Source organism: Microbacterium ulmi (genome assembly GCF_011759705.1).
Taxonomy (GTDB): Bacteria; Actinomycetota; Actinomycetes; order Actinomycetales; family Microbacteriaceae; genus Microbacterium; species Microbacterium ulmi.
Map to the genome: position 1 here is coordinate 850,808 of NZ_JAAOZF010000001.1, position 23,949 is coordinate 874,756.

Genomic DNA, 23,949 nt, shown 5'->3' on the forward strand with positions numbered 1-23,949 from the left:
GGAGAGCGATGACTCAGCGACCTCTGCCACCCGTGATCGGTGCCACCGAGAACACCCTCGGTGCACTGCTCGCGCAGACCCTCCGAACCAGCACGATCCCGAGCCCCCGCGCATGGGTGTATCTGAACCTCGCCGTCGGCGGCGCACCCGCCTCCGTCATCGAGGCGACTCTCCAGCTCGACACCGATGAGATCGCAGAACTCGAGAAGGACCTCATCGCACAAGGCCTGCTGCATGCGCCCCGCGTACTGAGCGCGCAGGGCACCGCGGGCCTCGACACCGCGCGGGCCCTCGTCTCCGATGCAACCCGGTCCCTCACCGACGGCGTGAGCGAAGAGCATGAAGAGATCGCACGTCAAGTCCTCGACACGATTCGCACGAATGCCCTGAAGCTGCTCGCTCGCTAGATGTGATCTCCAGGGACGTTGTTCCGGCGACACCGCTCCCGCACCAGCGCGGCCGCGATTGTCATGTCCCGGCTGGATCCCCCAGGCTGAGGGGTCGAATGTCGCGCAGCATCCATAGTCTGGTGGGTACACGTCACCGGACGCCCGGCACCCGCGCCCGCGCTCCTCAGCGACGCAGCCGGCCCGCGCCGGTCGCCATCGACCGGACCACCGAAGAGGAAGAGAGAAGCACATGGAACTCATGGTCGACTACATCACCTCGCTCGACGGCTACGGCGCCGCCGAGGGCTGGCCCGGCTGGTGGGGGCTGGAAGGCCCCGAGTACCTCGGCTGGCTGGGCGAGGACTCCGCCGCGAACCGCACGCTGCTGATGGGGGCGAACACGTACCGTCTCATGCACGGCTTCGCCGCGTCGCGGACCGACGGCGTCGACGCGCTCGGCGCAGTGTCCAAGATCGTCTTCTCCCACACGCTGGACGAACCGCTCGAATGGGAGAACTCGCGTCTGATCCGCGGTGACGCCGTCGAAGCAGTACGAGAACTGAAGGAGACCAGCACGCATCCGCTGTCCACGATCGGCAGCCTCTCGCTGGCGCGTTCGCTCCTGGCAGCGGGCCTGGTCGACCGGTTCCGCGTCGTCGTGTTCCCGGTGATCACGGGCAAGACCGGGCAGGAGCGCGTCTACGACGGCTATCCGGACCTCGCTCTCGACCTCATCGAGTCGCGCACGTTCGACCGAGGCACCCAGCTGCTCGACTACCGTCCCCGCCTGCTCGACGCACCGCTCCCTCCCGGCCCCGGAAGCGCGTGACCCCACCCCGCAGCAGCATGGACACGACCGTCCGACAGCCTCCAGCGCGAGTCACAACGGCCCGAGAGGGACGGCCCCGCCTCTGCCCGCGGTCGGATGAGCATCTCTGCCGGCAGACGGACGCGCGCGCGGACGTGCGGATTGTTGCGTCGATGTCATGGCATCCTCAGGGCCTGCCGCGGGTGTCGCGATGGATGTCGCGACCCAGCCCGCGCGATTCCGCGATCGTCTGCAGATAGACGACCAGCCGGTCGAGGTCGCCGTCGTCGAGGCCCCCGGTGAAGGCTGCCTCGTGGGTTTCCGCGATGGGACGCAGCGCGGCCAGGATCCGCTCGCCTTCGGCGGTGAGATGGATCTCGTGGTTGCGGCGGTCGACGATGCTGCGGCGGCGTTCGACACTGCCTTGCCGTTCGAGACGGTCCAGGACGGCGACGATGCGGCTGGGGCCCACGCCGAGCTGCTCACTCGCCGCCTTCTGGCCGATGCCCGGCTCGCGGCCGATCAGTCGCAGCAGACCGGCCTCCGACGCCGTGATGCCCAGCGGCGCAAGGGCCTGCTCGAAAGCTGCGGAAGCATCGGAGCCCAGCTGGGCGAGCAGGAAGGCGATACGACGAGATCGGCGGGAGCTCACATCTGCCAGTATAACTCACTTGCAGAACGATTCATCGTATGTATGATTACCCGTATGAACGAAAGGGGCTCCGGATGAGCACTCACACCACGACCCCGGCCCGCGCGGCCGGCGGTCCCCACCCCGGCATCCTGGGCCTCGCGTCCCTCGGACTGCTGATCGGCAGCCTCATCTCCATGGCGGTCCTCTCCGGCGGCGGCACCATCACCTCCCCGTTCGGTGACACCGGCACCGTGGCCGGGTTCTTCGCCGATCACGGCTTCGCCGCCCGGTTCGCCTCGATGCTGCAACTGGGCTCGGCGATCCCGCTGGGGATCTACGCCGCCACCGTCTACGCCCGCCAGCAGCGACTCGGCATCCGCGTCCCCGGACCCGGCATCGGCCTGTTCGGCGGAACCGCCGCCGCAATCCTGCTCGCCGTCTCCGCGATCATCACCTGGACGCAGAGCCAGCCGGTCGTCAGCGCCGACCCCGAGCTCACCCACGCCCTCGCCTACGCGAGCTTCGCCGCCGGCGGGTTCGCCCACGTCCTCGGGCTCGGGCTCCTCGTCGCCGGCATCGCCGTCCCCGCCCTGCTGCTGCGGCTGGTGCCCACGTGGTTCGCGTGGGTCGGACTCGTGATCGCGGTGCTCGCCGAGCTGAGCTTCCTGACCATGGTCATCGAGCCGCTGCAGGTCCTCATCCCGATCGGCCGGTTCGGATCGCTGATCTGGCTCGTCGCCGCCGGATTCCTGCTCCCCGAGACCCGCCACACCGAGTCCCGCCAGACCCAAGGAGCGCGCGCATGACCGGCCCGCTCGAGGGTCGTGCCGCGCTCATCGTCAGGGCCACTCATCGCCCACGCTCCTCGGAGAGCTCTCCACCCGATGCCGATCGGCGGCGACGAGCATCAGGCCAGGCAGGCGCACACGCGTTTCAGGACATCGGCCGATAGCGCACCCGCACCGTGGAGGCCGTGTCGCCGGCCAGTGGGCTGAGCCGGATCGGCGCACCCCCGGGCTTGCTGTAGAGCCGGATGCCGTCGCCGAGGAGGACAGGCGCGATGTGCAGGTCGATCTCGTCGATCAGGCCGAGTTCGAGGAGCTGGGTGCCGATGTTCGGGGAGAACACCATGATGTCCTTGCCCCCGGCGGCGGCCAGCGCGAGGTGAACGACGTCGGCGGGGTCGCGATGCAGGAAGGTCACGTTCTCGGCAGGTTCTGCGTCTTCGGGGTGATGTGTGAGGACGAAGATCGGCCCCTGCCAGGCACCGCCCCAGGGGCTGTGCCCCACCGGCGAGTCCCAACCGTCTCGTCCAGCGATGATCGCGCCGGTGCCTTCGATATAGCCCTCGATGACGCCTGGCTCTGCGCGGTATCCGCTGGCCGACATCCAGTCCATGCTGTGGTGCGGTCCTGCGACGAATCCATCCAGCGACATCATGAAGCTCCACAGCACTCGGCCGCGCCCCTGGTGGGGCCGCTCCATGTCCTCCAGCATCGGATCACTCATGGAGTCCACCCTTCTCTCGCATCGGGCAGCCGCTACGCGGCCACCCTCCTAGTTGAGCTTCGCGACGACCAGGAGCGATCTGCAACCGTAGAGTCGCGGCCCGATGAGGAGTCGTGCGGGGTAGGTCTCGGGTGGCAACGATGCTCATGTCGTCTCCTTCCGCCGGGGGTCGCCGGGCCGAACCAGCTCGTGGTCGAAGGCGAAGACGACGGCTGCGGCCCGGTCGCGGAGGTCGAGTTTGGTGAAGATGTGGCTGATGTGGGTCTTGATCGTGCCTTCGCCGAGGAAGAGGTCGGCTGCGATCTCCGCGTTGGACATGCCCGCGCCGATCAGCGCCAGCACATCCTTCTCCCGCGGCGTGAGCAGAGCCACCTGCGCGTCCGGACGCATCGGCGGGCGACCTTGCCGGTAAGTGCTCAGCACCCGCCCGGTGATCACGGGGTCGAGCCAGGCGCTGCCTGCGGCGAGAGCTCGAACCGCGCGCTGCAGCTCTTCCGCCGGCGCACCCTTGAGGAGGAATCCCGCGGCCCCGGCGCGCAGCGCGCCCGCGAGGGATCTCCCTCCCTCCCCGGCGAGAGGGCGGCGCGACATCGTGGCGCTGTCACGCATCAGTGGTCTTCTTGGGCGGGGCCAGCGAGACGAGTCCCGCGACAGCGGCGACAGCAGCGGCGAACCAGTAGCCCGGGGCGAAGGCATCCACGGTCGGGATCAGCAGCGCCGCGGCGACGACGCTGGACACGGCCGACACACTGGTGGCCGCGCCGAACTCGTGGAAGGTGCTCAGTGCGCCGGAGGCGACGCCTGCCTCGTGCGGCTGCACGGCTGAGAACAGGCTTCCTGCGGCGGCGACGAATCCCGCGCCGATCCCGAAGCCCGCGACGCTGGTGGCCACGATCAGCACGGTCACCGAGGTGATCGTGGCGGCTGCCGCAAGCCCTGCGGCAGTGATCAGCATCCCGGCCACGGAGACGGTGCGCACGCCCCAACGGGGCAGGAGGCGTCCCGCCAGGTTGGAGCCGAGAATCGTCCCGACCGCGACCGGTAGGAAGGAGAGCCCCGTCTGGAGTGCCGTGAATCCATGGGACTGCTGCAGCGCGAACGACCCGAGGAAGAACACCGCGATCATCAGCGCCGTCGAGACGAACACCAGCGCCAGTCCCCGCAGGATCGGCCGACGGCGAAGCATGCCAGGGTCGACCAGGGGTGTGGCCGCCCTCCTGATGCGCCAGGCGAACAGCGCGTACCCCACAACGCCGACCGCGGCGGCGATCAGCGTGTGCGGGCTCAGCCACCCGTGGTCACCGGCAGAGACGAGGCCGAACACGACCGAGCTCGTCGCAAGCGTCGCAATCGCGGCGCCGAGCAGATCGAGCCTGCCCCCTGTTCCCGGCATCGGCCGCACCCAGCGCAAGAGGGTGAGCAGCAGGATCGTGCCGAGTGGCACGTTGACGTAGAACACCCACGGCCAGCCGGGACCCGCAGTGAGCACGCCGCCGAGCAGGACGCCCAACGCAGCACCGGCACCGCCGAGCGCCGACCACACACCCAGCGCGCGGCTCAACTCGGGTCCAGCGAACATGCGGACGATCACCGACAACGCCGCGGGTGACATCATCGCGCCACCGACGCCTTGCAGTGCCCGGGCGAGCAACAGCAGCTCGGCATTGCCCGCCAGACCCGCCGCCAGCGACGCCGCGGTGAACAGCACGAGGCCCGCAAGCACGAGGCGGCGGGGACCGAAGACATCCGCGGCTCTGCCGCCGAGAAGCATCAGCCCGCCGAACGCGAGTGCGTAGATGCTCGCGACCCACGCCAGTCCTGCGCGATCGAGTCCGAGATCGGCACCCATCTCCGGCAGCGCGACAGCCACGACAGTCACGTCGATGATCAGCATCAGCTGCGCGATGCCGAGCATCGCCAGCACGCGCCAGCGCAGGGGATCCGGCGAGGCAGGCGCCGCGGCGGCGGCGCGGTGTGAATCGGTCACGAGTCGGCCCCTCAATAAGTCGAACCATGGTGTACGAGTAACTGTATCTCGTACAACTCTGTTCAACAAGAGTGAGATGCGGATGGCGACGGCGCATCCGCCCCTGGTGAGGGACGGATCGACGGCTCAGGGACGGAGGCGAGATCCGACGACGTGGCCTCGATGGATGAGATACATCCAGAACGTCCCGTAGCGCCGCGCGCGTGGGACCAGGCTCAGACGCCTCTCCTGCCACCGCTCGTGCGCGCCCGGCTCGTCGTGAGCTCGTCGCCGGGGCGATCACCCCGGTGGAAAGTCACCCGGAGAGGGCAGCGATAGCCGTGTCTCGGACGAGCGTGGGTGCCGCATCAGCTGTGATCTCGCCGCGGTGAACCGCAGCGGATGCGCCGTGCAGGATCGCCTGGATCACGATGATCTGCCAGTCGATCGGTACGTCGTCGCGGAACTCGCCCGCCGCCCGGCCACGCTCGAGCAGGCGACGGGCGCGGGCGAAGGGCTCATCGTGAGCGCGGCGCATCTGCTCAGGTGAGAGCTCCTGGGACGCGGCGACCACGAGCGCACCGAAGCGGTGGGTGAGATGCCACGTCGTCTCCAGGAGGCGACCGAGTGCATCACGCGGGTCGCCATCGACGTCGACCTGCGCGAGCTCCTTCTCCGTCTGCGCGATCGCTCGCTGCGCGACCTCTTGCACGAGCGTGGCACGAGAGTCGAAGTGGCCATAGAGCGTGATTCGCCCGACACCTGCCGCCTTGGCGATCTCGTTCACACTGGCGTCCGGGTTGACGGCCAGCAATCGGGTCGCGGCCGCGATGATCGCTTCGATGCTGCGCAGCGCGTCGGCGCGCCTGGGCCGAGCGGCCGTGCCGTCGGACGTGCTGGTTCCGGTCGGCGTCGCAGTCATCGACTACCTCCTAGCATGGACAGGATTGTTCATGTTACCGGGTGCGACCAGCTCGGAGCGCTCCGGCTATCGGCGTGGGCTGACAAACCGATGGCAGTCGACGGCCACCGAGCCGGCGGGAACCGGCGCCTGATGCACGAAGGGGCCTTCGTCGATCCAGCCGTGTCGCTCGTAGAACCGCCGGGCGCCGGTATTCCCGGTCGCGACCGCCAGCCAGGCGACGCGGTGACCTGCAGCCAGCACGGCCTGTTCCGCCGCATCGAGCAGCGCCGACCCGAGGCCGCCACCGCGTGCGGAGCGGTCGAGGTACAGCTGGTCCACCTGATCGCCGTCGGTCATGACGAACCCGGCGACGACGCCGGCACGCGTCGCGACGATCGTGTCGGAGACGCGGTCGCGCGCACGCTCGTCGAACGAGGCCGGGGTTCGAGCCGTGACGAGCGCGGCAGGGACGTGACCGAGGTGTGCGTCGCCCCACCCTTCTCGCCAGATGCGGGCGACGTCGTCGACGTCTCGCAGGATGCCCAGCCGCACCTCCGCAGCCGCGTTCGACGTCGTCATGGGATACCTCTTCCACTAACTCGAACATCACCGTACACTTTATCACGTTGGACATTCTGTTCAAGAAGGAGGCGGAGATGGACGCCACGAAGTCCCAAGAGCGACGCGGTCGCCCGGTCACGGTCGGGCAACGCAACGGATGGTGGCAGAAGACGTGGCCGGCAGCCCTCGGAATGGTCGTCGCCGCCGCGACCGCGTACGGACTGACCGACGGGCGCGCCGTCGCGCCCGTCGTGGCCGCATCCGGCCTGGTCTATCTGGCAGCCGCGGCCACCGGTCGTCCCCGAGCAGCGTGGGTCGCGTTCGGAGTCACCATCCCGCTCATCACGGTGGGCAAGCTCACGGGGCTCGATGTCACACCGTGGTTGCTCGCTCTGGCTGCCGTGATGCTGGTCGTCGGGCTCGCTCGTCGTCGCACCCGGCCATGGTGGGCGCTGCCGCTGCAGACTGCCGCCATGCTCGTGCTGGGTGCAGCAGCACTGATCGCCGTTCAGCTGAACGCGACCCTCGGCGGCCTGCTGGTCGCCACCGCGCTCCTCGCCCACGCGGCCTGGGACATCCACCATCACCGGACCCGGCGCGTCGTGGTTCGCTCTCTTGCCGAGTTCTGCGCCGTGCTCGACATCCTCGTCGCAGTCATCGTCGCGGTCATCGCCCTCACCTCATGACCGCCACCAGCGCACAGCAACAGACCGATGGCGACCGTGTGGTCGCCGACTCGGAGGCATCGGCAGGGCGACGTGAAACTCGTCGACCAGACGGGCGTTCAGAGATGTTCGGTCCCCCTGGGCTTCAGATGCAGGCGATGTGAATCGGCGTGGCTTCCGTTCCGTTCGTGACGTGCACCGGGCTTCGCGAGCGTGTGCTCGCGCTCGCTCCGACGGCCGCGATGTCGGAGAGCTGGCAGCCGAGCGCGGTGCTCGCAGAGAGGCCTTCCTGCGGCACCATGCGGGTCGAGCTCCTCGACCGCACGAAGGGGCACACCCGGCTCGAACTGGCGAATGAAGGCCTGTTCGGCACACTCCCGATTCGTCCGTCCGAGACGGCGATACAAACCGCCCCTGATCAGGCATTTAAGGGCGGAGACGGAGGGATTTGAACCCTCGGTCCCCTTGCGAGGACTCCACCTTAGCAGGGTGGTGCACTAGGCCTGACTATGCGACGTCTCCAGGCATCCGGCTCCGAGAGGAGCGCAGACGCGCTCGGCAATCATACCTGGTTCAGCGCTGCGCCGACGAACCGGCGGCCTAGCGCTGGGGCACCGTGCAGGTGACCTGCGCGGCGGTCGTTCCCGCGATCGTGCTCGGCAGCTCGACGGCTGCCGGCGCCTCGGTCGGCGGGGGTGCGGAGGCCGCGGCATCCCCCGCCGGCGAGCCGCCCTCGGCGGGAGCGGAACCCGCCGGAGAGCCGCCTTCTGCGGGAGCAGACGGATCCGCAGACGCCGCAGGCGCCGGCTTCGCGGCCTCTCCCTCGACCTCGACGCCGTAGCCCTGGCTGGCCTCGCCCGTCAGCGACAGCGGCCTGTTGTCGCGCAGAGCCTGGAACAGCACGTCCGCCGCCGACGTCACGGGCATGACGTCGCTGCGCCCGTCCCCCGGGCGGTAGTAGGTCGGGTACTGCACGAACACGATGTCCTCGTATGCGACGTCCTTGAGCGCCATGGCGACCTGCACCATGAAGGCCGGGTTGGTCAGGGCGGAGCTCACCACGAGCTGTCCCTGCGACACCTGCGACAGGGTCGTCGTCGCGAGCGAGAACAGCACGCCGGGGTTGGCGAGCACGGAATCCGACTGGAGCTTGCGCACGAGCGACGACATGAACTGCTGCTGGTTCGAGATGCGGCCGAGGTCGGAGCCGTCGCCGATCCCGTGGCGGATGCGCAGGAACTGCAGCGCCTCGACGCCCTGCAGCGTGTGCGTGCCCTCGGTGAGATGCAGGCCCGTGTGCTTGTCGCTGATGTCGCCCGTGACGCACACGTCGACGCCGCCGATCGCGTCCGACAGGTGGATGACGCCGGTCCAGCGGATCGCCGCGGCCGCGTGGATCGTCTCGCCCGTGAGCGCCTCGACCGTGTCGACCGTGCAGCCCAGGCCGCCGTAGAAGTAGGAGGAGTTGATCATCTGCGAGCGCATCGCAGGCAGGGTCCCGCTGCCGTCGGGCTTCTCGCACGCGGGGATCGGCACGAGCATGTCGCGTGGGAACGACACGACCGTCACGCGCCGCGGCTCGTCGCTGATGTGCACGAGCATCGTGACGTCGTTGCGCTCCCCCGGCGAGTCGTCGTTCGCGCAGCGCGGGAAGAGCGCGACATCCTGGCCCTCGCACGAGTCGGTTCCCACCAGCAGGATGTTGACGCCGCCCTCGATCGCGCCCAGCGACGGCGGCAGCTGCACGTCCTCGTCGAGCACGATGGCGTTCTCCGTGACGGCGGATGCCGCATCCCACACCGCGAAGGCGGCCACGCCCGCGCTGCTCACGACCCCGACGCCGAGGGCGACGGCGAGCATCGCGACGAGCCTCGCCACGACCGACGGGGTGCGGAGCCGGCCGTGCCGCGCGATCGGCGCGCGGCTGTGCGCCGCTGTCGTCCTGGCCACCGTGTCAGCGGCTCTTCACGTTGCCGTTGGAGCAGGTCTCCTGTGCCGCCGTCTGGCCCGAGATCGACGACGGGAGCTCGATCGCCGTCTCGCTCGGTGCGGGCGTCGCGCCGTCGGCGGGAGGCGTCGACGGGTCGGTCGCCCCGGCATCCCCCTCCGCGGGCTCGACGACCACGACGCCGTTGCCCTGGCTGGGCTTGCCCGTGAGCTGGAGCGGCTGGTTCGCGGCGAGCGCGTCCCACAGCGCCTGCGCGGCGGCCTTGTTCGGCACGACCTTGTTCGGGTCGTCGGAGTCGCCTCCGACGGGGTACTGCAGGAAGACGATCTCGTCGAACGGCACGTTCTTGACGGCGAGCGCGATCTGCACGAGCGTCATCGGGTTCGTGAGGCTCTGCGACGGCGTGACGTTCGAAACCGCCGTGGTCGCGAGCTTGTACAACGTCGCGGGGTTCGAGAGCACCTCTTCGCTCACGAGCTTGTGCGCGAGGCGCGACATGTACTGCTGCTGGTTCGAGATGCGGCCGAGGTCGCCTCCGTCGCCCACGCCATGGCGGGTGCGCAGGAACTGCAGGGCATCGATGCCCGAGATGGTCCTGTTGCCCGCCGGCCAGTTGATGCCCGTGTACGGGTCTTTGATGCCGTTGGCGAGACACACTTCGACGCCGCCGACCGCGTTCGTGATCTCGATGACGCCGCCCCACGTGATCTTCGCGGCGTACTGGATGCTCTGCCCCGACAGCTGCGAGACCGCCTTGACGACACACGCGAGACCGCCGTACGAGTACGCCGAGTTGAGCGGCTGCTTGCTCATGGCGCTCGTCTGCGAGCCGTCCTCGCGCGTGCACGACGGGATCGGCACCATGAGGTCGCGCGGGAACGAGATGACGGTGACGCGACGCGGGTTGTCGGAGATGTGGACGAGCATGTTGACGTCGTTGAGCTCGCCGCCGGCGTCGGCGCCCGTGCAGCGCTTGCCGAAGTAGCCCGCGTAGGCTTCTTCGCAGGCATCCGTGCCCGCGAGGAAGAGGTTGACGCCTCCCTCGATCGCACCGATGTCGGGCGGCACCGCGTCCTGCCCCTCGAGCGGGACGGCGTCGTCGACGAAGTCGGACGTGATGTCGGTGACGGCATATGCCGCGACGCCGAACCCCGAGACGAGCACGACCGCGAGCGCGATGCCGAGGAGCTTGAGCAGCTGGGCGAGCGGGTGCGGCGACGCCAGCTGGCCGTGTCGCGCGACCGTCTGGCGGCCCCGCTTCGCGCGCTCGGTCGTCCTGCTCACTCGGGTCCTCTCGGGGGGTCGTGCGTCGGGTCTGCAACCTCGCGAAAGCGGAGGGTGTGGGATTCGAACCCACGGGACATCGCTGCCCACTGGTTTTCAAGACCAGGTCCATCGGCCGCTCGGACAACCCTCCCGACGTCCGCCGCATGCTTGCGGCATCCGCCGAACAGGCGTCGAGTCTAGTCGACGGCACTGCGAGCCATCGTCGCATGGCCTCCTGAGGGCATCCTGAACGGCTGACGGACGCCGCGGCCTCCCGCGCCGCGGGCTCCCGCGCCGCAGCGCCCGCACGACCGGCCAGGCAGGCAGGCCGCTACAGCTGCCGGAGCACCGCCGCGACCCCGCCGGCCTCGACCGAGCCGGTCGTCTCGCCCGCGGCATCCCTGACCTCCTGCGGCCCCTGCGCCATCGCGACGGCGCGCCCGCCGTTCTCGCGCGCCCAGCGCAGCATGCCGACGTCGTTGCGTCCGTCGCCGATCACGAGGACGTGCGCGGGATCGACCCCGAGCCATCCACGGACGCGGTCGAGCGCCGTCGACTTGTCCACGCCGTACGGCGCGATGTCGAGCCATGCGCTCCACCCGATCGCGTAGGAGACCTGGTTGAGGCCGATGCGCGACACGATGTCGGAGAACTCGCGCTCCGACTCCCCCGGCGAGACGACGACGACGCGGCACACGGGCTGGGCCGACAGCTCGGCGAACGGCACCTGCGCGGCCTGCGAGAGGTTCCAGTCGTGCATCGGCTCGGTGTACAGGCGCCGCCCGTCGGCGAGCTCGACCATGTAGTGCGCGTGCGGCAGCTCGTCGTGCAGGAGCGTCAGCACCTCGGTGGGGTCGAACGTCTCGATGTGGAAGCGCTCATACCTCGTCTCCTCGGCGAAGTCACCCTCCGCGCGCTTCATGACGACGGCCCCGTTCGAGCACACGACGTACTCGGGCGCGATCTCGAGCACACGCAGGATGCCGCGCGTGCCCTCCCACGAGCGCCCCGTCGCGAGCATGACCTCGTGGCCCGCACGGTGCGCGTGCTCGACGGCCTCCACGACCCCGGGGCTCAGCGACTCGTCCTCGAGGAGGATCGTGCCGTCGATGTCGAGGGCGATGAGCAGGCGCTCGGTGGCGACATCCGGGTTCTCGGTGTCTTCCGCGATCTCCTCGACGAGCTTCGCGGCCTTCTTCGGCTTGACGACCTTGATGGTCCCGGTGGGGGGCAGGTGCGCTTCACTCATCGGATCGCCCCTTCGGGCGATCGGCGCGCTGACGCGCGCGGGACGCGGGACGCGTGCTCACGCGACCGGCTCCAGGACCTCGAGTCCGCCCAGGTATGGGCGCAGCACCTCGGGGACGGCGACCGAGCCGTCGGCGCGCTGATGCGTCTCGAGGAGCGCCACGATCCAGCGGGTGGTCGCGAGCGTGCCGTTGAGGGTCGCGACGTGCTGCGTCCTGCCGCCGTCGGGGCGGTGGCGGATGTCGAGCCGCCGCGCCTGGTACGTCGTGCAGTTCGAGGTCGAGGTGAGCTCGCGATAGGCGTCCTGCGTGGGGACCCACGCCTCCACGTCGTACTTGCGCGCGGCGCTCGATCCGAGGTCTCCCGCCGCGACGTCGATGACGCGGTAGCTGAGGCCGAGGTCCTGCAGCATGCCCTCCTGCAGCGCGACGAGCCGCAGGTGCTCGGCCTCGGCATCCTCCGGTGTCGTGTACACGAACATCTCGAGCTTGTTGAACTGGTGCACGCGGATGATGCCGCGCGTGTCCTTGCCGTACGAGCCGGCCTCGCGCCGGTAGCACGTCGACCAGCCCGCGTAGCGCTTCGCGCCGCGCGAGAGGTCGAGGATCTCGCCCATGTGGTAGCCCGCGAGGGGGACCTCGCTCGTGCCGACGAGGTACAGGTCGTCCTCTTCGAGCCGGTACACCTCGTCGGAGTGCTGACCGAGGAAGCCCGTGCCGCGCATGACCTCGGGGCGGACGAGAGTCGGCGGGATCATCGGGATGAACCCGGCGTCGAGGGCGCGCTGCAGCGCGAGCGACATGATCGCGTACTCGAGGCGGGCCCCGACGCCCGTGAGGAAGTAGAAGCGGCTGCCCGAGACCTTCGTGCCGCGCTCCATGTCGATCGCGCCGAGCCTCTCGCCGAGCGCGAGGTGGTCGAGGGGCTCGAAGTCGAACTGCGCGGGCTGCCCGTGCGTGCGGAGCGTGACGAAGTCCTCCTCGCCGCCCGCGGGCACGCCGTCGATCACGATGTTCTCGAGCCGGGCGAAGGCCGCGTCCGCAGCCTCCTCGGCGGCCGTGACCGCCCGCTGCGCCTCCTTGACGCGCTCGCTCAGATCTTTCGCCTCGGCCACGAGCGCGGCCTTCTCGTCCTTCGGCGCCTGTGCGACCCGCCTGCCGTGCGCGTTCTGTGCCGCGCGCAGCTCTTCGAACGCCGTGATGGCGGCCCGGCGCACGCGATCGGCGTGGAGCGCGGCATCGACGGTCACGGGCGACTCCCCGCGCTTCTCCTGGGAACGCCTGACCAGCTCGGGATTGTCGCGAAGAAGCGCGGGATCGATCACCCGCCCAGTCTAGACGCGGGCTCCCGGCCGTCGCCCCGAGCGCACCCCGACGCCGGAGCGTCCGGCCGATCCGCGGGGCTCCGGCCCGCCCGCGCACGGGAACGCTATCGTGGCACCATGATCCAGGCCGCCCACCCGCGTGCGGCGCTCGTCTACAACCCGACCAAGGTCGACGCGAAGGCGCTTCGCGCGAGCGTCTCGGCGCAGTCGAAGACCGCGGGGTGGCGGCGTCCGCTCTTCTTCGAGACGACGGTCGACGACCTCGGCGGCGACGCGGCGGGAAGGGCCCTCGACGAAGGCGCGAACGCCGTGCTCGTCGCGGGCGGCGACGGCACGGTGCGGGCCGTGTCCCAGACCATGGCGGGCTCGGGCGTGCCCCTCGCGATCGTTCCGAGCGGAACGGGAAACCTCCTCGCCCGCAACATCAAGCTCCCGCTCAACGATCGCGAGACCATGATCGCGGCGGCGTTCGCGGGCGACCGGCTCGCGATCGACGTCGGGTGGGCGACCCTCACGCGACCGGGCGGCGAGACCGAGAGGCATGCGTTCGTCGTGATGGGCGGACTGGGCCTGGATGCCGCGATGATCGCCAACACGAACCCGCAGCTGAAGAAGACCGTCGGGTGGGTGGCCTACGTCGACGGCGCAGCCCGATCGCTGCCGATGGCGAAGCCGTTCCGGGTGATGTACCAGGTGGAGGGGCACCGGCTGCACACCGCGCGCGTGCAGAGCGTGCTGTTCGCGAACTGCGGCTCGCTCCCGGCCGGGCTCGAGCTCATCCCCGAGGCCTCCGTCGCCGACGGCGCGATGGACATCGTCGTCTTCCAGCCGAAGGGCCCGTTCGGCTGGATGTTCGTGTGGCGGCGGGTGGCATGGGACAACAGCGTGCTGCGCCGGTTCCGCACGGGGCGCCGGATCCTCGCGCTGCGCACGAGGGACAGCTCGGTCCGCTACAGCAAGGGGCCGCATCTCGAGCTCGCCGCGACGGACGCCAAGCCCGTGCAGCTGGACGGCGACGAGTTCGGCGAGGCCGTCAAGGTCGACGCGCGCATCGCGGCAGGCGACCTCCTGCTCGCGATCCCGAAGGGGCACGAGGTCCCGGGGCTCTGACGGCGCACCGACGCCGCACGGCGGCATCCACGCACCGGCCCCGGACGCACGGCGGCATCCACGCACCGGCCCCGACGCCGCGCGGCGGCCACGGCACTATCCCTTGACGGCGCCCCCCAGCCCCGCCGAGCGCAGGAACACACTCTGGAAGACCAGGAACATCGCGATCGGGATGAGGGTCGCGATCGCGAGCGCCGCGAGGAAGACGTCGAGCTCGGTCTGGCTCTGCACGGCGGGGAGCCGCACCGACAGCGGCTGCACGGCGGGGTCGCGCAGCACGAGGCTCGGCCACAGGTAGTCCTTCCAGGCCGCGATGATCGCGAACACCGAGACCACTCCGAGGATGGGCTTGGACATCGGCAGCACGACCGACCAGAACAGGCGGAACGGCCCTGCGCCATCCGTCTTCGCCGCCTCGAAGATCTCACGCGGCAGATTGTCGAAGAAGCGCTTCACCAGGAGGATGTTGAACGCGTTCGCCGCCATCGGCAGCCACACCGCGAGGTAGTTGTTGAGCAGCGACGGCACGCCGAACGGCGGTCGCACGATCGTGAGATACAGCGGCACGAGTAGGACGATGCCCGGGATGAACAGCGTCGCGAGCACGAGCCCGTTGAAGATCGGCGCGTACTTCGGCCGCAGCACCGAGAGCGCGTAGCCCGCCGTCGTCGCGACGAACAGCTGCGCGAACCATGCGCCGGCCGCGAGCACGATCGTGTTGAAGAAGAACTGGTCGATGTGGATGTCGTTCCACGCCGCCGACAGGTTGGCCCAGTCGATGCCGTTGGGCCAGAGGGCGAACGGCTGCTGGAGCGTGTCCTGCGTCGGCGTGACGGCCGCCTTCGCGAGCCAGAGGATGGGCCCGAGGCCCGCGATCACGAGCGTCGTGACGAGGAAGACGTGGGTCAGCGCCATCCCGAATCGCGTGCCCCGGCGCCGGCGCTCCGACTCCGAGACGATCGTCCGCTCGGCGAGGTCGTCGATCGAGTCGCGCTTGCGTCCCCCCGAGGGATTGCGGCGTGCGAGGAAGCCGCGCATGCCCTCTTTGCGCTGCGCGGCGTTGAGGGAGGCGGTCACGTCGTGCTCCAGTGGTTGGTCAGCTTGAAGTACAGCCACGACAGGACGGCGAGCACGATCGCCAGCAGCACCGAGACGGCCGTCGCCTCGCCGTAGTCGCCGCCCAGGCTGTTGCGGAACGCCTTGTCGTAGATGTACAGGAGGATGGTCCGGGTCGCGCCGACGGGGCCGCCGCCCGTCAGCAGGAACGGCTCGAGGAAGATCTGCGCCGTCGCGATGACCTGCAGGATCAGCATGATGAAGAGGATGCCGCGCAGCTGCGGGATCGTGACGTGCCACACCTTGCGCCAGATGCCCGCCCCGTCGACCTCCGCCGCGTCGTACAGCTCGGGCGGGACGCTGAGCAGCGCCGCGAGATAGATGATGATCGACCCGCCCGCCGCGGCCCACGTCGCCTGCAGCACGAGCGACGGCATCGCCTGCACGACCGACTGGATCCACGGCTGGGGCGGGATGCCGAACCACGACAGCACGGTGTTGAAGACGCCGTTGGGGTCGGCGGCGTAGAAGAACCTCCACAGCAGCACGGCGACCACCGGCGGGATCACGACGGGAAGGTAGGCGAGAGCCGAGTAGAGGCCCTTGCCGCGCTTGACCTCGCTCATGAGCACGGCCATGAACAGCGGCAGCGGGAACCCGAACACGAGCGCGAGCACGGCGAAGTACAGGGTGTTGATCACCGCGCGGCCGAGCTGCGGATCGGTCAGGACCGTGAGGTAGTTGTCGATGCCGACCCACTCCGACACGATCAGGTTCGTCTTCTGCAGGCTCATGACGATCGACTGCACGATCGGCGACCACGAGAAGAAGAAGAAGACGAAGATCATCGGCACGAGGAACAGCAGGTTCCACAGTCCCCCACCGCGATACCACGTGACGGGAGACCGCCGGCGCTTTCGTCTCTGCGGGGCGCCTGGGGGCGGAGCGGATGCCGGGGCCGGCCGCTCCTGGATCGTCATCGTCATCGTCGACCTTGCTGTGTTGGTGGGGCGGGGGCGGGAGTGCCGCGGGACCGGCGTCTCCCGGCCCCGCGGCATCCGCTCGGTCACTCGTCGAGCTTGGCCTGCGCGTCCGTCTGCGCCTGAGCGAGGAGCGCGTCGATGTCGGCATTCTCGTCCGTCAGGACGGCCTGCACGACCAGGTCGAGCAGCGCGTACACGTCCTGCGTCGCCTTCTTCGGCTCGCCGACGGGCGTCTGGTCCCAGATCGCGTCCGTGAAGGGCTTCATCTGGTCGCGCGGCACGTTGATGTACGGCTCGATCCAGGTGAGCGACTCCTCGTAGAGCTCGCGGCTGAGCACCGGCAGCAGCGGCGTGCCGACGGCCTGGCCCGACTCGTTGAGCGTCTTGGCGTCGAGCACGGCGGCATCCTTGTCGAGGAGCTTCTGCATGTAGTACCAGTCGATCCATGTGACGCCCGCGGCCTTGGTCACGTCGTCGATCGTCGGGCTCATGACGGCGATGTCGCCGCCGCCGAGGGTTCCCGCATCCGCTCCCTCCAGGGGGACGACGGTCATGCCGTAGACGCTGGAGTCGAGCCCGAAGTCGCGCACGAGGGCCGTGTAGATGTCGGAGCCCGACGTGTACATGCCGATGTTCCCCGCGGCGAACTCCTGGTTGATCGTGCCCCAGTCCAGATCGAACTTCGAGCCGAACGAGTCGTCCTCCCAGCGCAGCGCGTGCAGGAACTCCAACGTCGCCTTGGTGGCGGGGTTGTCGATCGTGGACTCGGAGGTGCCGTCCATGTCGTCGATCTGCGTGCGCCCGCCGCGCGCGACCGTCTGCGAGGTCAGCTGCCAGCCGCCCGTGTTGTTGATCGCCATCTGCGAGTAGCCGGCCTTGCCCGTCGCGTCGTGGATCTGCTTCGCCGCGGCGCGCACCTCGTCCCAGGTCGACGGCGGGTCGTCGGGGTCGAGGCCCGCCTGCTCGAAGAGGTCGCGGTTGTAGTGGAGCGCCGCCGCGTACGCCTGGCGGGGGAAGCCGAAGATGCGCCCGTCCGCGTCCTTGACGGCGTCGAGGATGATCGGGTTGAACGAGTCGGTGTACCCCAGCTCGTCCATCGCGTCGGTGACGTCCATGAGCTGGCCGTTCTCGAGCAGCGTCTTCGAGTCCGTGAACGGCACCGTGAACACGTCGGGGAGGCTTCCGCCTGCGAGCTGCACGGCGAAGGTCGGTCCTTCCCATTCGTACTCGACGCCGATGATGTCGATGTCGGGATTCTCCTCCTCGAACTGCGCCTCCTGCGCGGCGAACGCCGTGTACGCGGCTTCGTCCGCGCCAGGGGGGAACGTCGCGACGCGCAGCTCCGTCTTGCCGCTGCTGCCGCTGCCGTCGTCGCCGGCCGAGCAGCCGGCGAGAGCGCCGACGGTCGCCGCGACGGCGACACCGGCGAGCAGGACCCTTGCTGGTGACTTCATCGTCTTTCCTTTCTGACTGAAGGATGCCGCGTCAGCCCCTCGACGCGTCAGTCCTCGGGGTGGGGGTGTTGCTCGATGCATGGGGTGTTCCGCTGTCCGCGGTCGTGAGGGCGCCCGCGGTCGACTGCGCGCCGGCAAGCCGCACCCACGCCGCGGAGTCGGCCGGGAGGAGGTCGCCCTCGAGCGGCCTGCTGGACAGGAGGAGGCTCGCGCCGTGCGGCAGGCGGACAAGCCGCTCTCCCGCGTTCACGATGCAGGCGAAGAGGTCGCCGCGGCGGAACGCGAGCGCGTCCTCGCCGAGCCCGTCGATCCACTCGAGAGGGCCGTCGCCCAGCTCAGGCAGCTCCCGGCGCAGGCGCAGCGCGTCGCGATACAGGTGCAGGGTCGAGGCGGGGTCGGCCTCCTGCGCCTCGACCGTGAGCGTCCTCCAGTCCGCGGGCTGAGGCAGCCACGTCTGGACGCCGTCGGGGCCGAACCCGAAGGGCGCGCGGTCGCCCGACCACGGGAGCGGGACGCGGCATCCGTCCCTCCCGGGGTCCACACCGCCGGAGCGGTAGTGCATGGGGTCCTGGATGAGCTCGCGCGGGAGGTCCTCGACCTCGGGAAGGCCCAGCTCGTCGCCCTGGTAGATATAGAGGCTGCCGGGGAGGGCCGCGACCAGGAGCGCCGCCGCCCGCGCGCGGTCGCGCCCGAGCTCTGGGTCCGTCGGCACGCCGAAGCGCTTCTTGAGGAACGCGAACGTCGTGTCTTCGCGGCCGTAGCGCGTGACGGGCCGCGTGACGTCATGGTTGCTGAGCACCCACGTGCTCGGGGCGCCCACGGGCGCGTGCGCCGCGAGGGTCGCCGTTATCGAGGAGCGGAAGGACGCGGCGCTCCACGGCCGCGCGAGGAAGTCGAAGTTGAACGCCGTGTGCATCTCGTCGGGACGCAGGTAGTTCGTGAACCGGACGATGTCGGGCACCCACACCTCGCCGACGAGGATGCGCGTGCCGGGGTACGAGTCGGCGACCGCCCGCCACGAGCGGTACACGTCGTGCAGCTCGTCGCGGTCCTCCGTCGGGTGGTCGCGCTTGTCCCCCACCTCCGGGAGGTCCGGGTCCTTGATGAGCAGCGCTGCCGAGTCGATCCGCACGCCGGCGACACCGCGGTCGAACCAGAACCTCATGATCTCCTCGTGCTCGCGCCGGACATCCGGGTGGTTCCAGTTGAGGTCGGGCTGCTCGGGGGTGAACAGGTGCAGGTACCACTCGCCTGGCGTGCCGTCGGGGTTCGTCGTGCGCGTCCACGTCTCGCCCTGGAAGCTCGAGACCCAATGCGTCGGGATCTCGTCGCCGTTCTCGCCCTTGCCGGGGTGGAACCAGAACCGCTCGCGCTCGGGGCTGCCCGGGCCGGCCCGCAGGGCCGCCTGGAACCACGGATGCCGATCCGAGATGTGGTTCGGGACGACGTCGATGATGGTCCGGATGCCGAGGTCGAGGGCCTCGCTGATGAGCGCCTCGGCTTCGGCCAGCGTGCCGAACTGCGGATGGATGTCGCGGTAGTCCTCGACGTCGTAGCCGCCGTCCGCGAGGGGGCTCGGGTACCAGGGGTTGAACCAGAGTGCGTCGACGCCGAGATCCTTGAGGTAGCCGAGGTGCTGCCGGACCCCCGCGAGGTCGCCGGTTCCGTCGCCGTTGCCGTCGGCGAAGCTGCGCACGTACACCTGGTAGATCACCGCGGACCGCCACCACAGCGGATCGGTCGACGAAGGGGAGATGACGGCGTCCGGGCGGTCGGCCTGGTCGTCTCGCGTGAGGACGTCGCTGTCCACGGGGCTCCTCGTCGTCGGGGCAAAGTCTCGTTGGCACGAATGTAGCTTTGTCTCACTGTTCCTGCAAGTCTTGGACAGTTCTCTGCAAGATCACGATTGCGCATCGGTGCGGTGGTGGGGTGGCGCGGCGGCGCGGTGGCGCGCGGCGTCGCCGGGCGGCCCGGGCGCGGGGATCCGTCGCTCGTGCGAGGACGGCTAGGAGGAGACGGGGCCCGTCGAAGCCCGCAGCACGAGCTCGGGCTCGAAGAGCAGCTCGTCGCCGGGCTCGGTCGTGCCCGCGATCTGCGACAGGAGCAGGTCGATGACGGTCCGGCCCATCGACTCGATCGGCTGCCGCACGGTGGTCAGCGGAGGCTCGGTGCAGCTCATGAGCGCCGAGTCGTCGAAGCCCACGACGCTCACGTCGTGGGGTACCCGCAGCCCCGCGCGACGGGCGGCGCGCACGGCGCCGAGGGCGAGGGGATCGCTTGCGCAGACGATCGCGGTCGCGCCGCCCGCGAAGAGGCGGGATGCCCCGGCCTGGCCGGACTCGAGGGAGTAGAGCCCCCTCACGACAATGGCGTCGTCGAGCGGAGAGCCCAGCCGCCCGAGCAGCCGGCGTGCGGCATCCAGCTTGCGCTGCGAGGGGATGTGGTCGAGCGGCCCCATGAGCATGCCGATGCGGCGATGGCCCAGCTGGTGAAGATGCAGCACCGCCTGCTCGGCGGCCGCCGAGTCATCGGTCGACACGGTCGCGAAGTCGAGCGACGCGATGCGCGCGTTCACGAGCACGGTCGGGAGGTTCACCTGCCGGAGCCGCTCGTAGTGCTCGTGCGGAGCATCCGCCTGACTGTAGTTGCCGCCGAGGAAGATGACGCCGGACACCTGCTGCTGCAGCAGCAGGTCGACGTAGTCCGACTCCGAGATGCCGCCGGCGTTCTGCGTGCACAGGAGCGGCGTGTAGCCGTTCTGCGTGAGCCCGCCGCCGACGATCTCGGCGAGCGCGGGGAAGATCGGGTTCGTGAGCTCGGGCAGCACGAGGCCGACGAGTCGCGCGCGCTCGCCGCGGAGCTTCGTCGGGCGCTCGTAGCCGAGCACGTCGAGCGCTGTGAGCACCGCCTGCCGCGTCGCGTCCGAGACACCCGGCTTGTCGTTGAGGACGCGGCTGACGGTCGCCTCGCTCACACCGACTTTGCGTGCGACTTCGGCAAGACGCTTCGACATGGCGTTCAGTGTACGCAAAAACTTGCAGATTCACGCAAAACCACCGCAACTCTCCTCTCTCTACCGCCCGTGCTCGCCCCCCCAGCGCTCGCGAATCCACGCTCCCTCGCCGAATCCAGGCGAGACCTGCGCAGTGACGAGGTGGATTCGGCGGGATCCCATGGAGTCGGCACAGCGGCGGCGGCGGCGCGGGGCGGCGCGGGGTGCAGGGGGAATAGGGATGCCGCTGCGGCGGGTTGTGTCGTGGGATGAGTGATTCACACCCGGCCCTGTCCGTCCTCGACCTCGTGCCCGTGCGCTCCGGACAGACGAGCGCCGAGGCGGTCGCGGCATCCCTCTCCCTCGCGCAGCGCGCCGACGAGCTCGGACTGCGGCGCTACTGGTTCGCCGAGCACCACAACATGCCGGCCGTCGCCTCCACGACGCCGCCCGTGCTGATCGCGGCGGCAGCCGCGCGCACGAGCCGCATCCGAGTCGGATCGGGCGGCGTCATGCTCCCCAACCACTCGCCCCTCGTGGTCGCCGAGCAGTTCGCGGCGCTGGAGGCGCTCGCACCCGGCCGCATCGACCTCGGCATCGGCCGCGCGCCGGGCAGCGACCCCGTCATCACGCAGCTGCTGCGGATGTCGGGGACGACGAGCGATGTCGAGCGCTTTCCACAGCACATCCGCGACATCCGTGCGATCGTCTCCCCGGAGGGCGCGACGATCGAGTTCGCGTCGGGCGGCACCTACGATGTGCACGCGACCCCCGCCGCGACGACGGCACCCGAGGTCTGGCTCCTCGGATCGAGCGACTACTCGGCCCAGCTCGCGGCGGCGCTCGGGCTCCCCTACGTGTTCGCGAACCACTTCTCCGGCGAAGGCCTCGAGCGGGCGCTCGACCTGTACCGCTCGCAGTACCGCGCGACAGACGCGCACCCGGAGCCCCGCACGTTCCTCACGGCGAACGCGATCGCGGCCCCGACGGCCGAGGAGGCCGAGGAGCGGGCGATCCCGCAGCTGCGCATGATGGCGCGGCTGCGGCAGAACCGTCCGCTCGTCGCGCTCGAGACCGTCGAGCAGGCGCGGGCCGCGGCATCCGACTTCGACGCCCTCGGCGACCAGATCATGGCGGGCGCCCGCGCGAAGTGGTTCGTGGGCACAGGCACCTCGGTTGCCGCGGAGCTGCGCGCGTTCGCGGATCGGTGGGGAGTCGACGAGGTCATGATCTCGCCCGTCGCGGGCTCGTACGACGACGAGCCGAGGGATGCCGCTCCCGGCCGAGCGCAGACCCTCGAGCTCGTGTCGAGCGCGTTGTCCTGACCGCCCCCGGCCGGCCTTGCCGGGTTCTTCGTCTCCGCGGCCCGGACAGACCCGGCAGGGGCGGGGTCAGGGGGTGAGGCGTGCTCGGACGTCCCGGACGCCGGGCTCCACGCGGAAGGTCGCCGCACCGGCGGGGGTCGTCACGCGGTAGTCGCCCGCGAACCCGCGCACGCGCACCGATCCGTCGGCGCCGGGCCGGTACGAGCGCGGCTCGTGCCACCACTGGCCCTTCACCGCCGCGCGGAGCGCGTCGTACGAGGGCTTGGGCGTGCCGTCGGCCCTGACCAGGCCTGCGGGAGCGCCGAGCCACGCGCCCGCGTCGGTGAGGCCCCAGTACGTGGCCGACTCGACGGCCGGGTGCGACAGCAGCAGCCGGTAGTGGCGCAGCAGCTCGTCCGCCTGGCGGGCCTCGCCCTCGGGCGTCGACGGCCATGAGTCGACGACGTAGTCGTTGAGGTCGACGATGTGCGCGGGCATGATCTCGCCCGACACGAGGGTCGTCTCGGTCAGCTGCAGCGGCAGCCCGAACCGCGCGAAGCGCTCGAGGATGCCCCACACCTGCTCCTCGCCGCGGTAGCCCTGGTGCATGTGCGTCTGCAGGCCGATCGCGTCGAGGCGGATGCCGGCATCCAGAACGTCCTCGATGAGCCGCTCGTAGTCGGGCGAGAGGTCGAAGTCGTTGAGCACGAGCCGCGCGGCGGGGTTCGCCTCGCGCGCCGTCTCGAAGGCGAGGCGCACCATCTCGACGCGGCCCCTCTTCTGCGCGAGCCGCGTGACGGCGTTCTCCTCGGCGGTGAAGACGGGGAGGATGACGACCTCGTTGATGGCGTCCCACAGGTCGACGACGCCCGCGAACGCCGTGACATCCCGTGTGATGCGGTCGCGGAGCGCGGCCTCGACGTCGGCGTCGCTCAGCTGGAGGAGCCATTCCGGTGCGAGCGTGTGCCAGACGAGCGGGTGCCCCTTGACCGTCACGCCGCGATCGCGGAACCACCGCGCCGTCACGAGCAGCCGCTCGGTGTCGGGCTCGCCGCGCCTCGGCTCGAACCGCCGCCAGTAGAACGGCAGCGTCGCCGCGTTGAAGACGTCGGTCCACTGCTCGAGCAGCCGCGACGAGCCGCCGTCGGGCGCGGCGGCGGCATCCTCTCCTCCGAGAGACCCGCCCTCCCCGCTGAGCAGCCCGGCCTCTCCTCCGAGCAGCCCGACGAAGTCGAAGCCGATGTTGCCGAAGCCGAAGGCGTGGCCGGTCTGCTCGACGACGATCGGGCCGGTCGTGACGGGCGTGCCGTCCGCTGCGACGACGCGCAGCGCGACGTCCAGGAACCGGTGGGAGAGGTCGGGCCGAGACATGGATCTCCGTTCTGCTCCGGTCAGGCGATGATCCTCTGCGGATGGAAGAGGAGGACGAGCGAGTAGTCGCCCGTGATCCGCTCCGGCGTCCAGCCGAGGAAGGCGAGGCCGTCCCCGTACTTGGCGAGGTAGACGTCGGCGAACCGCTCGAGCCACGCGGACGCGGGCTCGGGCGAGAACTCGACGGTGCCCTGCAGCAGGACCCACTCCTCGCCGTGCGCGGCGGTCTCGAGCACGAGGCTCGCGCGCGGGTCGGCCCTCAGGTTGCGCGCCTTGGCCGCGTGCGGCTGGCTGAAGACGACGGCTGCGCCGTCGTGCCAGACGAACCACACGGGAACGGAGTGCGGATAGCCGTCGCGTCCCGTGCTGCCGAGCCAGGCGATCTCGCGGGTCTCGAGACGGTCGAGAGCCGCCGCGTGGGCGGGGACGGAGGGATCGAGCGAGAGATCGCCCACGC

Annotated in this window: 23 protein-coding genes and 2 tRNA genes; 6 read left to right on the plus strand and 19 right to left on the minus strand. The window is 70.1% G+C overall.

Translation table 11 applies throughout. The features are described 5' to 3' along the window. Positions 1–8 precede the first annotated feature (8 nt). Together FHS08_RS04140 and FHS08_RS04145 are read left to right on the plus strand one after the other, a co-directional pair. Positions 9–407, plus strand: a complete 399-nt coding sequence (locus FHS08_RS04140; protein ID WP_167035714.1) for a hypothetical protein — start codon at positions 9–11, stop codon at positions 405–407. 232 nt (positions 408–639) lie between these two features. Beyond that, complete coding sequence (locus tag FHS08_RS04145; protein ID WP_167035716.1) at positions 640–1,218, plus strand: dihydrofolate reductase family protein; 579 nt, start codon at positions 640–642, stop codon at positions 1,216–1,218. Positions 1,219–1,384: 166 nt separating this feature from the next. Here FHS08_RS04145 and FHS08_RS04150 read toward each other — a convergent pair whose 3' ends face one another. After that, positions 1,385–1,849, minus strand: coding sequence for a MarR family transcriptional regulator (locus tag FHS08_RS04150; protein WP_167035718.1), 465 nt, complete (start codon positions 1,847–1,849; stop codon positions 1,385–1,387). Positions 1,850–1,923: 74 nt separating this feature from the next. Between FHS08_RS04150 and FHS08_RS04155 the strand changes: the two genes are divergently transcribed. Beyond that, positions 1,924–2,637, plus strand: a complete 714-nt coding sequence (locus FHS08_RS04155) for a hypothetical protein (RefSeq protein WP_208382202.1) — start codon at positions 1,924–1,926, stop codon at positions 2,635–2,637. 127 nt (positions 2,638–2,764) lie between these two features. On the opposite strand, the gene FHS08_RS04160 is transcribed toward FHS08_RS04155, so the two are convergent. From FHS08_RS04160 to FHS08_RS04180, 5 genes are all read right to left on the minus strand, one after another. Beyond that, a complete protein-coding gene (locus FHS08_RS04160; RefSeq protein ID WP_208382203.1) occupies positions 2,765–3,340 on the minus strand; it encodes a dihydrofolate reductase family protein in 576 nt (191 codons plus the stop codon). 144 nt (positions 3,341–3,484) lie between these two features. Then, positions 3,485–3,949, minus strand: coding sequence for a helix-turn-helix transcriptional regulator (locus tag FHS08_RS04165; RefSeq protein WP_243847216.1), 465 nt, complete (start codon positions 3,947–3,949; stop codon positions 3,485–3,487). After that, positions 3,942–5,255, minus strand: a complete 1,314-nt coding sequence (locus FHS08_RS04170; RefSeq protein WP_167035724.1) for an MFS transporter — start codon at positions 5,253–5,255, stop codon at positions 3,942–3,944. Before FHS08_RS04170 ends, FHS08_RS04165 begins: the two co-directional genes overlap by 8 nt. A 367-nt stretch (positions 5,256–5,622) precedes the next feature. Next, positions 5,623–6,228 (minus strand): TetR/AcrR family transcriptional regulator, encoded by a 606-nt coding sequence (locus FHS08_RS04175; protein ID WP_167035726.1) that lies wholly within the window; start codon positions 6,226–6,228, stop codon positions 5,623–5,625. Positions 6,229–6,294: 66 nt separating this feature from the next. Next, on the minus strand, positions 6,295–6,789 hold the full coding sequence (locus FHS08_RS04180) for a GNAT family N-acetyltransferase (protein ID WP_167035728.1): 495 nt from the start codon (positions 6,787–6,789) through the stop codon (positions 6,295–6,297). A 47-nt stretch (positions 6,790–6,836) separates the two neighbouring features. Between FHS08_RS04180 and FHS08_RS04185 the strand changes: the two genes are divergently transcribed. Beyond that, positions 6,837–7,457 (plus strand): hypothetical protein, encoded by a 621-nt coding sequence (locus tag FHS08_RS04185; RefSeq protein WP_208382205.1) that lies wholly within the window; start codon positions 6,837–6,839, stop codon positions 7,455–7,457. 412 nt (positions 7,458–7,869) lie between these two features. Here FHS08_RS04185 and FHS08_RS04190 read toward each other — a convergent pair. The 6 genes from FHS08_RS04190 to serS form a co-directional block, all read right to left on the minus strand. Further along, a tRNA-Ser gene (locus FHS08_RS04190) sits at positions 7,870–7,958 on the minus strand. 78 nt (positions 7,959–8,036) lie between these two features. Beyond that, positions 8,037–9,386 carry an LCP family protein gene (locus tag FHS08_RS04195; protein ID WP_341800298.1) on the minus strand — a complete coding sequence of 450 codons (1,350 nt, stop codon included), beginning with the start codon at positions 9,384–9,386 and terminating at the stop codon, positions 8,037–8,039. A 4-nt stretch (positions 9,387–9,390) separates the two neighbouring features. After that, positions 9,391–10,668 carry an LCP family glycopolymer transferase gene (locus FHS08_RS04200; RefSeq protein ID WP_167035730.1) on the minus strand — a complete coding sequence of 426 codons (1,278 nt, stop codon included), beginning with the start codon at positions 10,666–10,668 and terminating at the stop codon, positions 9,391–9,393. A 48-nt stretch (positions 10,669–10,716) separates the two neighbouring features. Further along, a tRNA-Ser gene (locus FHS08_RS04205) sits at positions 10,717–10,801 on the minus strand. Positions 10,802–10,981: 180 nt separating this feature from the next. Next, a complete protein-coding gene (locus FHS08_RS04210; RefSeq protein ID WP_167035732.1) occupies positions 10,982–11,899 on the minus strand; it encodes an HAD family hydrolase in 918 nt (305 codons plus the stop codon). A 57-nt stretch (positions 11,900–11,956) separates the two neighbouring features. Beyond that, positions 11,957–13,222: a serine--tRNA ligase gene (serS, locus tag FHS08_RS04215; RefSeq protein WP_167035734.1), complete on the minus strand. Its 1,266-nt coding sequence runs from the start codon at positions 13,220–13,222 to the stop codon at positions 11,957–11,959. A gap of 117 nt (positions 13,223–13,339) precedes the next feature. Here serS and FHS08_RS04220 point away from each other — a divergent pair, with 117 nt between their 5' ends. Next, positions 13,340–14,332: a diacylglycerol/lipid kinase family protein gene (locus tag FHS08_RS04220; RefSeq protein WP_167035736.1), complete on the plus strand. Its 993-nt coding sequence runs from the start codon at positions 13,340–13,342 to the stop codon at positions 14,330–14,332. Between the two features lie 96 nt (positions 14,333–14,428). Here FHS08_RS04220 and FHS08_RS04225 read toward each other — a convergent pair whose 3' ends face one another. The 5 genes from FHS08_RS04225 to FHS08_RS04245 form a co-directional block, all read right to left on the minus strand. Next, a complete protein-coding gene (locus tag FHS08_RS04225; protein ID WP_341800299.1) occupies positions 14,429–15,409 on the minus strand; it encodes a carbohydrate ABC transporter permease in 981 nt (326 codons plus the stop codon). Further along, positions 15,406–16,374, minus strand: coding sequence for a carbohydrate ABC transporter permease (locus FHS08_RS04230; protein ID WP_167035738.1), 969 nt, complete (start codon positions 16,372–16,374; stop codon positions 15,406–15,408). Before FHS08_RS04230 ends, FHS08_RS04225 begins: the two co-directional genes overlap by 4 nt. A gap of 80 nt (positions 16,375–16,454) precedes the next feature. Then, positions 16,455–17,825: an ABC transporter substrate-binding protein gene (locus tag FHS08_RS04235; RefSeq protein WP_167035740.1), complete on the minus strand. Its 1,371-nt coding sequence runs from the start codon at positions 17,823–17,825 to the stop codon at positions 16,455–16,457. A gap of 31 nt (positions 17,826–17,856) precedes the next feature. Continuing rightward, positions 17,857–19,635 carry a glycoside hydrolase family 13 protein gene (locus FHS08_RS04240; protein ID WP_167035742.1) on the minus strand — a complete coding sequence of 593 codons (1,779 nt, stop codon included), beginning with the start codon at positions 19,633–19,635 and terminating at the stop codon, positions 17,857–17,859. A 195-nt stretch (positions 19,636–19,830) separates the two neighbouring features. Next, a complete protein-coding gene (locus tag FHS08_RS04245; protein ID WP_167035744.1) occupies positions 19,831–20,838 on the minus strand; it encodes a LacI family DNA-binding transcriptional regulator in 1,008 nt (335 codons plus the stop codon). A 248-nt stretch (positions 20,839–21,086) separates the two neighbouring features. Here FHS08_RS04245 and FHS08_RS04250 point away from each other — a divergent pair, with 248 nt between their 5' ends. Continuing rightward, positions 21,087–22,142, plus strand: a complete 1,056-nt coding sequence (locus FHS08_RS04250) for an LLM class flavin-dependent oxidoreductase (protein ID WP_167035746.1) — start codon at positions 21,087–21,089, stop codon at positions 22,140–22,142. 66 nt (positions 22,143–22,208) lie between these two features. Here FHS08_RS04250 and FHS08_RS04255 read toward each other — a convergent pair whose 3' ends face one another. Both FHS08_RS04255 and FHS08_RS04260 read right to left on the minus strand, forming a co-directional pair. After that, positions 22,209–23,492 carry an endo-1,4-beta-xylanase gene (locus FHS08_RS04255; RefSeq protein ID WP_167035748.1) on the minus strand — a complete coding sequence of 428 codons (1,284 nt, stop codon included), beginning with the start codon at positions 23,490–23,492 and terminating at the stop codon, positions 22,209–22,211. A gap of 20 nt (positions 23,493–23,512) precedes the next feature. Next, positions 23,513–23,947, minus strand: a complete 435-nt coding sequence (locus FHS08_RS04260; RefSeq protein WP_167035750.1) for a pyridoxamine 5'-phosphate oxidase family protein — start codon at positions 23,945–23,947, stop codon at positions 23,513–23,515. Positions 23,948–23,949 lie beyond the last annotated feature (2 nt).

Bases quoted from the DNA above. Each gene is read 5' to 3' on its own strand.
- FHS08_RS04140 (WP_167035714.1), top strand. From the start codon at position 9: ATGACTCAGCGACCTCTGCCACCCGTGATCGGTGCCACCGAGAACACC.
- FHS08_RS04145 (WP_167035716.1), top strand. From the start codon at position 640: ATGGAACTCATGGTCGACTACATCACCTCGCTCGACGGCTACGGCGCC.
- FHS08_RS04155 (WP_208382202.1), top strand. From the start codon at position 1,924: ATGAGCACTCACACCACGACCCCGGCCCGCGCGGCCGGCGGTCCCCAC.
- FHS08_RS04160 (WP_208382203.1), bottom strand. From the start codon at position 3,340: ATGAGTGATCCGATGCTGGAGGACATGGAGCGGCCCCACCAGGGGCGC.
- FHS08_RS04165 (WP_243847216.1), bottom strand. From the start codon at position 3,949: ATGCGTGACAGCGCCACGATGTCGCGCCGCCCTCTCGCCGGGGAGGGA.
- FHS08_RS04170 (WP_167035724.1), bottom strand. From the start codon at position 5,255: ATGCTCGGCATCGCGCAGCTGATGCTGATCATCGACGTGACTGTCGTG.
- FHS08_RS04175 (WP_167035726.1), bottom strand. From the start codon at position 6,228: ATGACTGCGACGCCGACCGGAACCAGCACGTCCGACGGCACGGCCGCT.
- FHS08_RS04180 (WP_167035728.1), bottom strand. From the start codon at position 6,789: ATGACGACGTCGAACGCGGCTGCGGAGGTGCGGCTGGGCATCCTGCGA.
- FHS08_RS04210 (WP_167035732.1), bottom strand. From the start codon at position 11,899: ATGAGTGAAGCGCACCTGCCCCCCACCGGGACCATCAAGGTCGTCAAG.
- FHS08_RS04220 (WP_167035736.1), top strand. From the start codon at position 13,340: ATGATCCAGGCCGCCCACCCGCGTGCGGCGCTCGTCTACAACCCGACC.
- FHS08_RS04230 (WP_167035738.1), bottom strand. From the start codon at position 16,374: ATGACGATGACGATCCAGGAGCGGCCGGCCCCGGCATCCGCTCCGCCC.
- FHS08_RS04235 (WP_167035740.1), bottom strand. From the start codon at position 17,825: ATGAAGTCACCAGCAAGGGTCCTGCTCGCCGGTGTCGCCGTCGCGGCG.
- FHS08_RS04245 (WP_167035744.1), bottom strand. From the start codon at position 20,838: ATGTCGAAGCGTCTTGCCGAAGTCGCACGCAAAGTCGGTGTGAGCGAG.
- FHS08_RS04250 (WP_167035746.1), top strand. From the start codon at position 21,087: ATGAGTGATTCACACCCGGCCCTGTCCGTCCTCGACCTCGTGCCCGTG.
- FHS08_RS04255 (WP_167035748.1), bottom strand. From the start codon at position 23,492: ATGTCTCGGCCCGACCTCTCCCACCGGTTCCTGGACGTCGCGCTGCGC.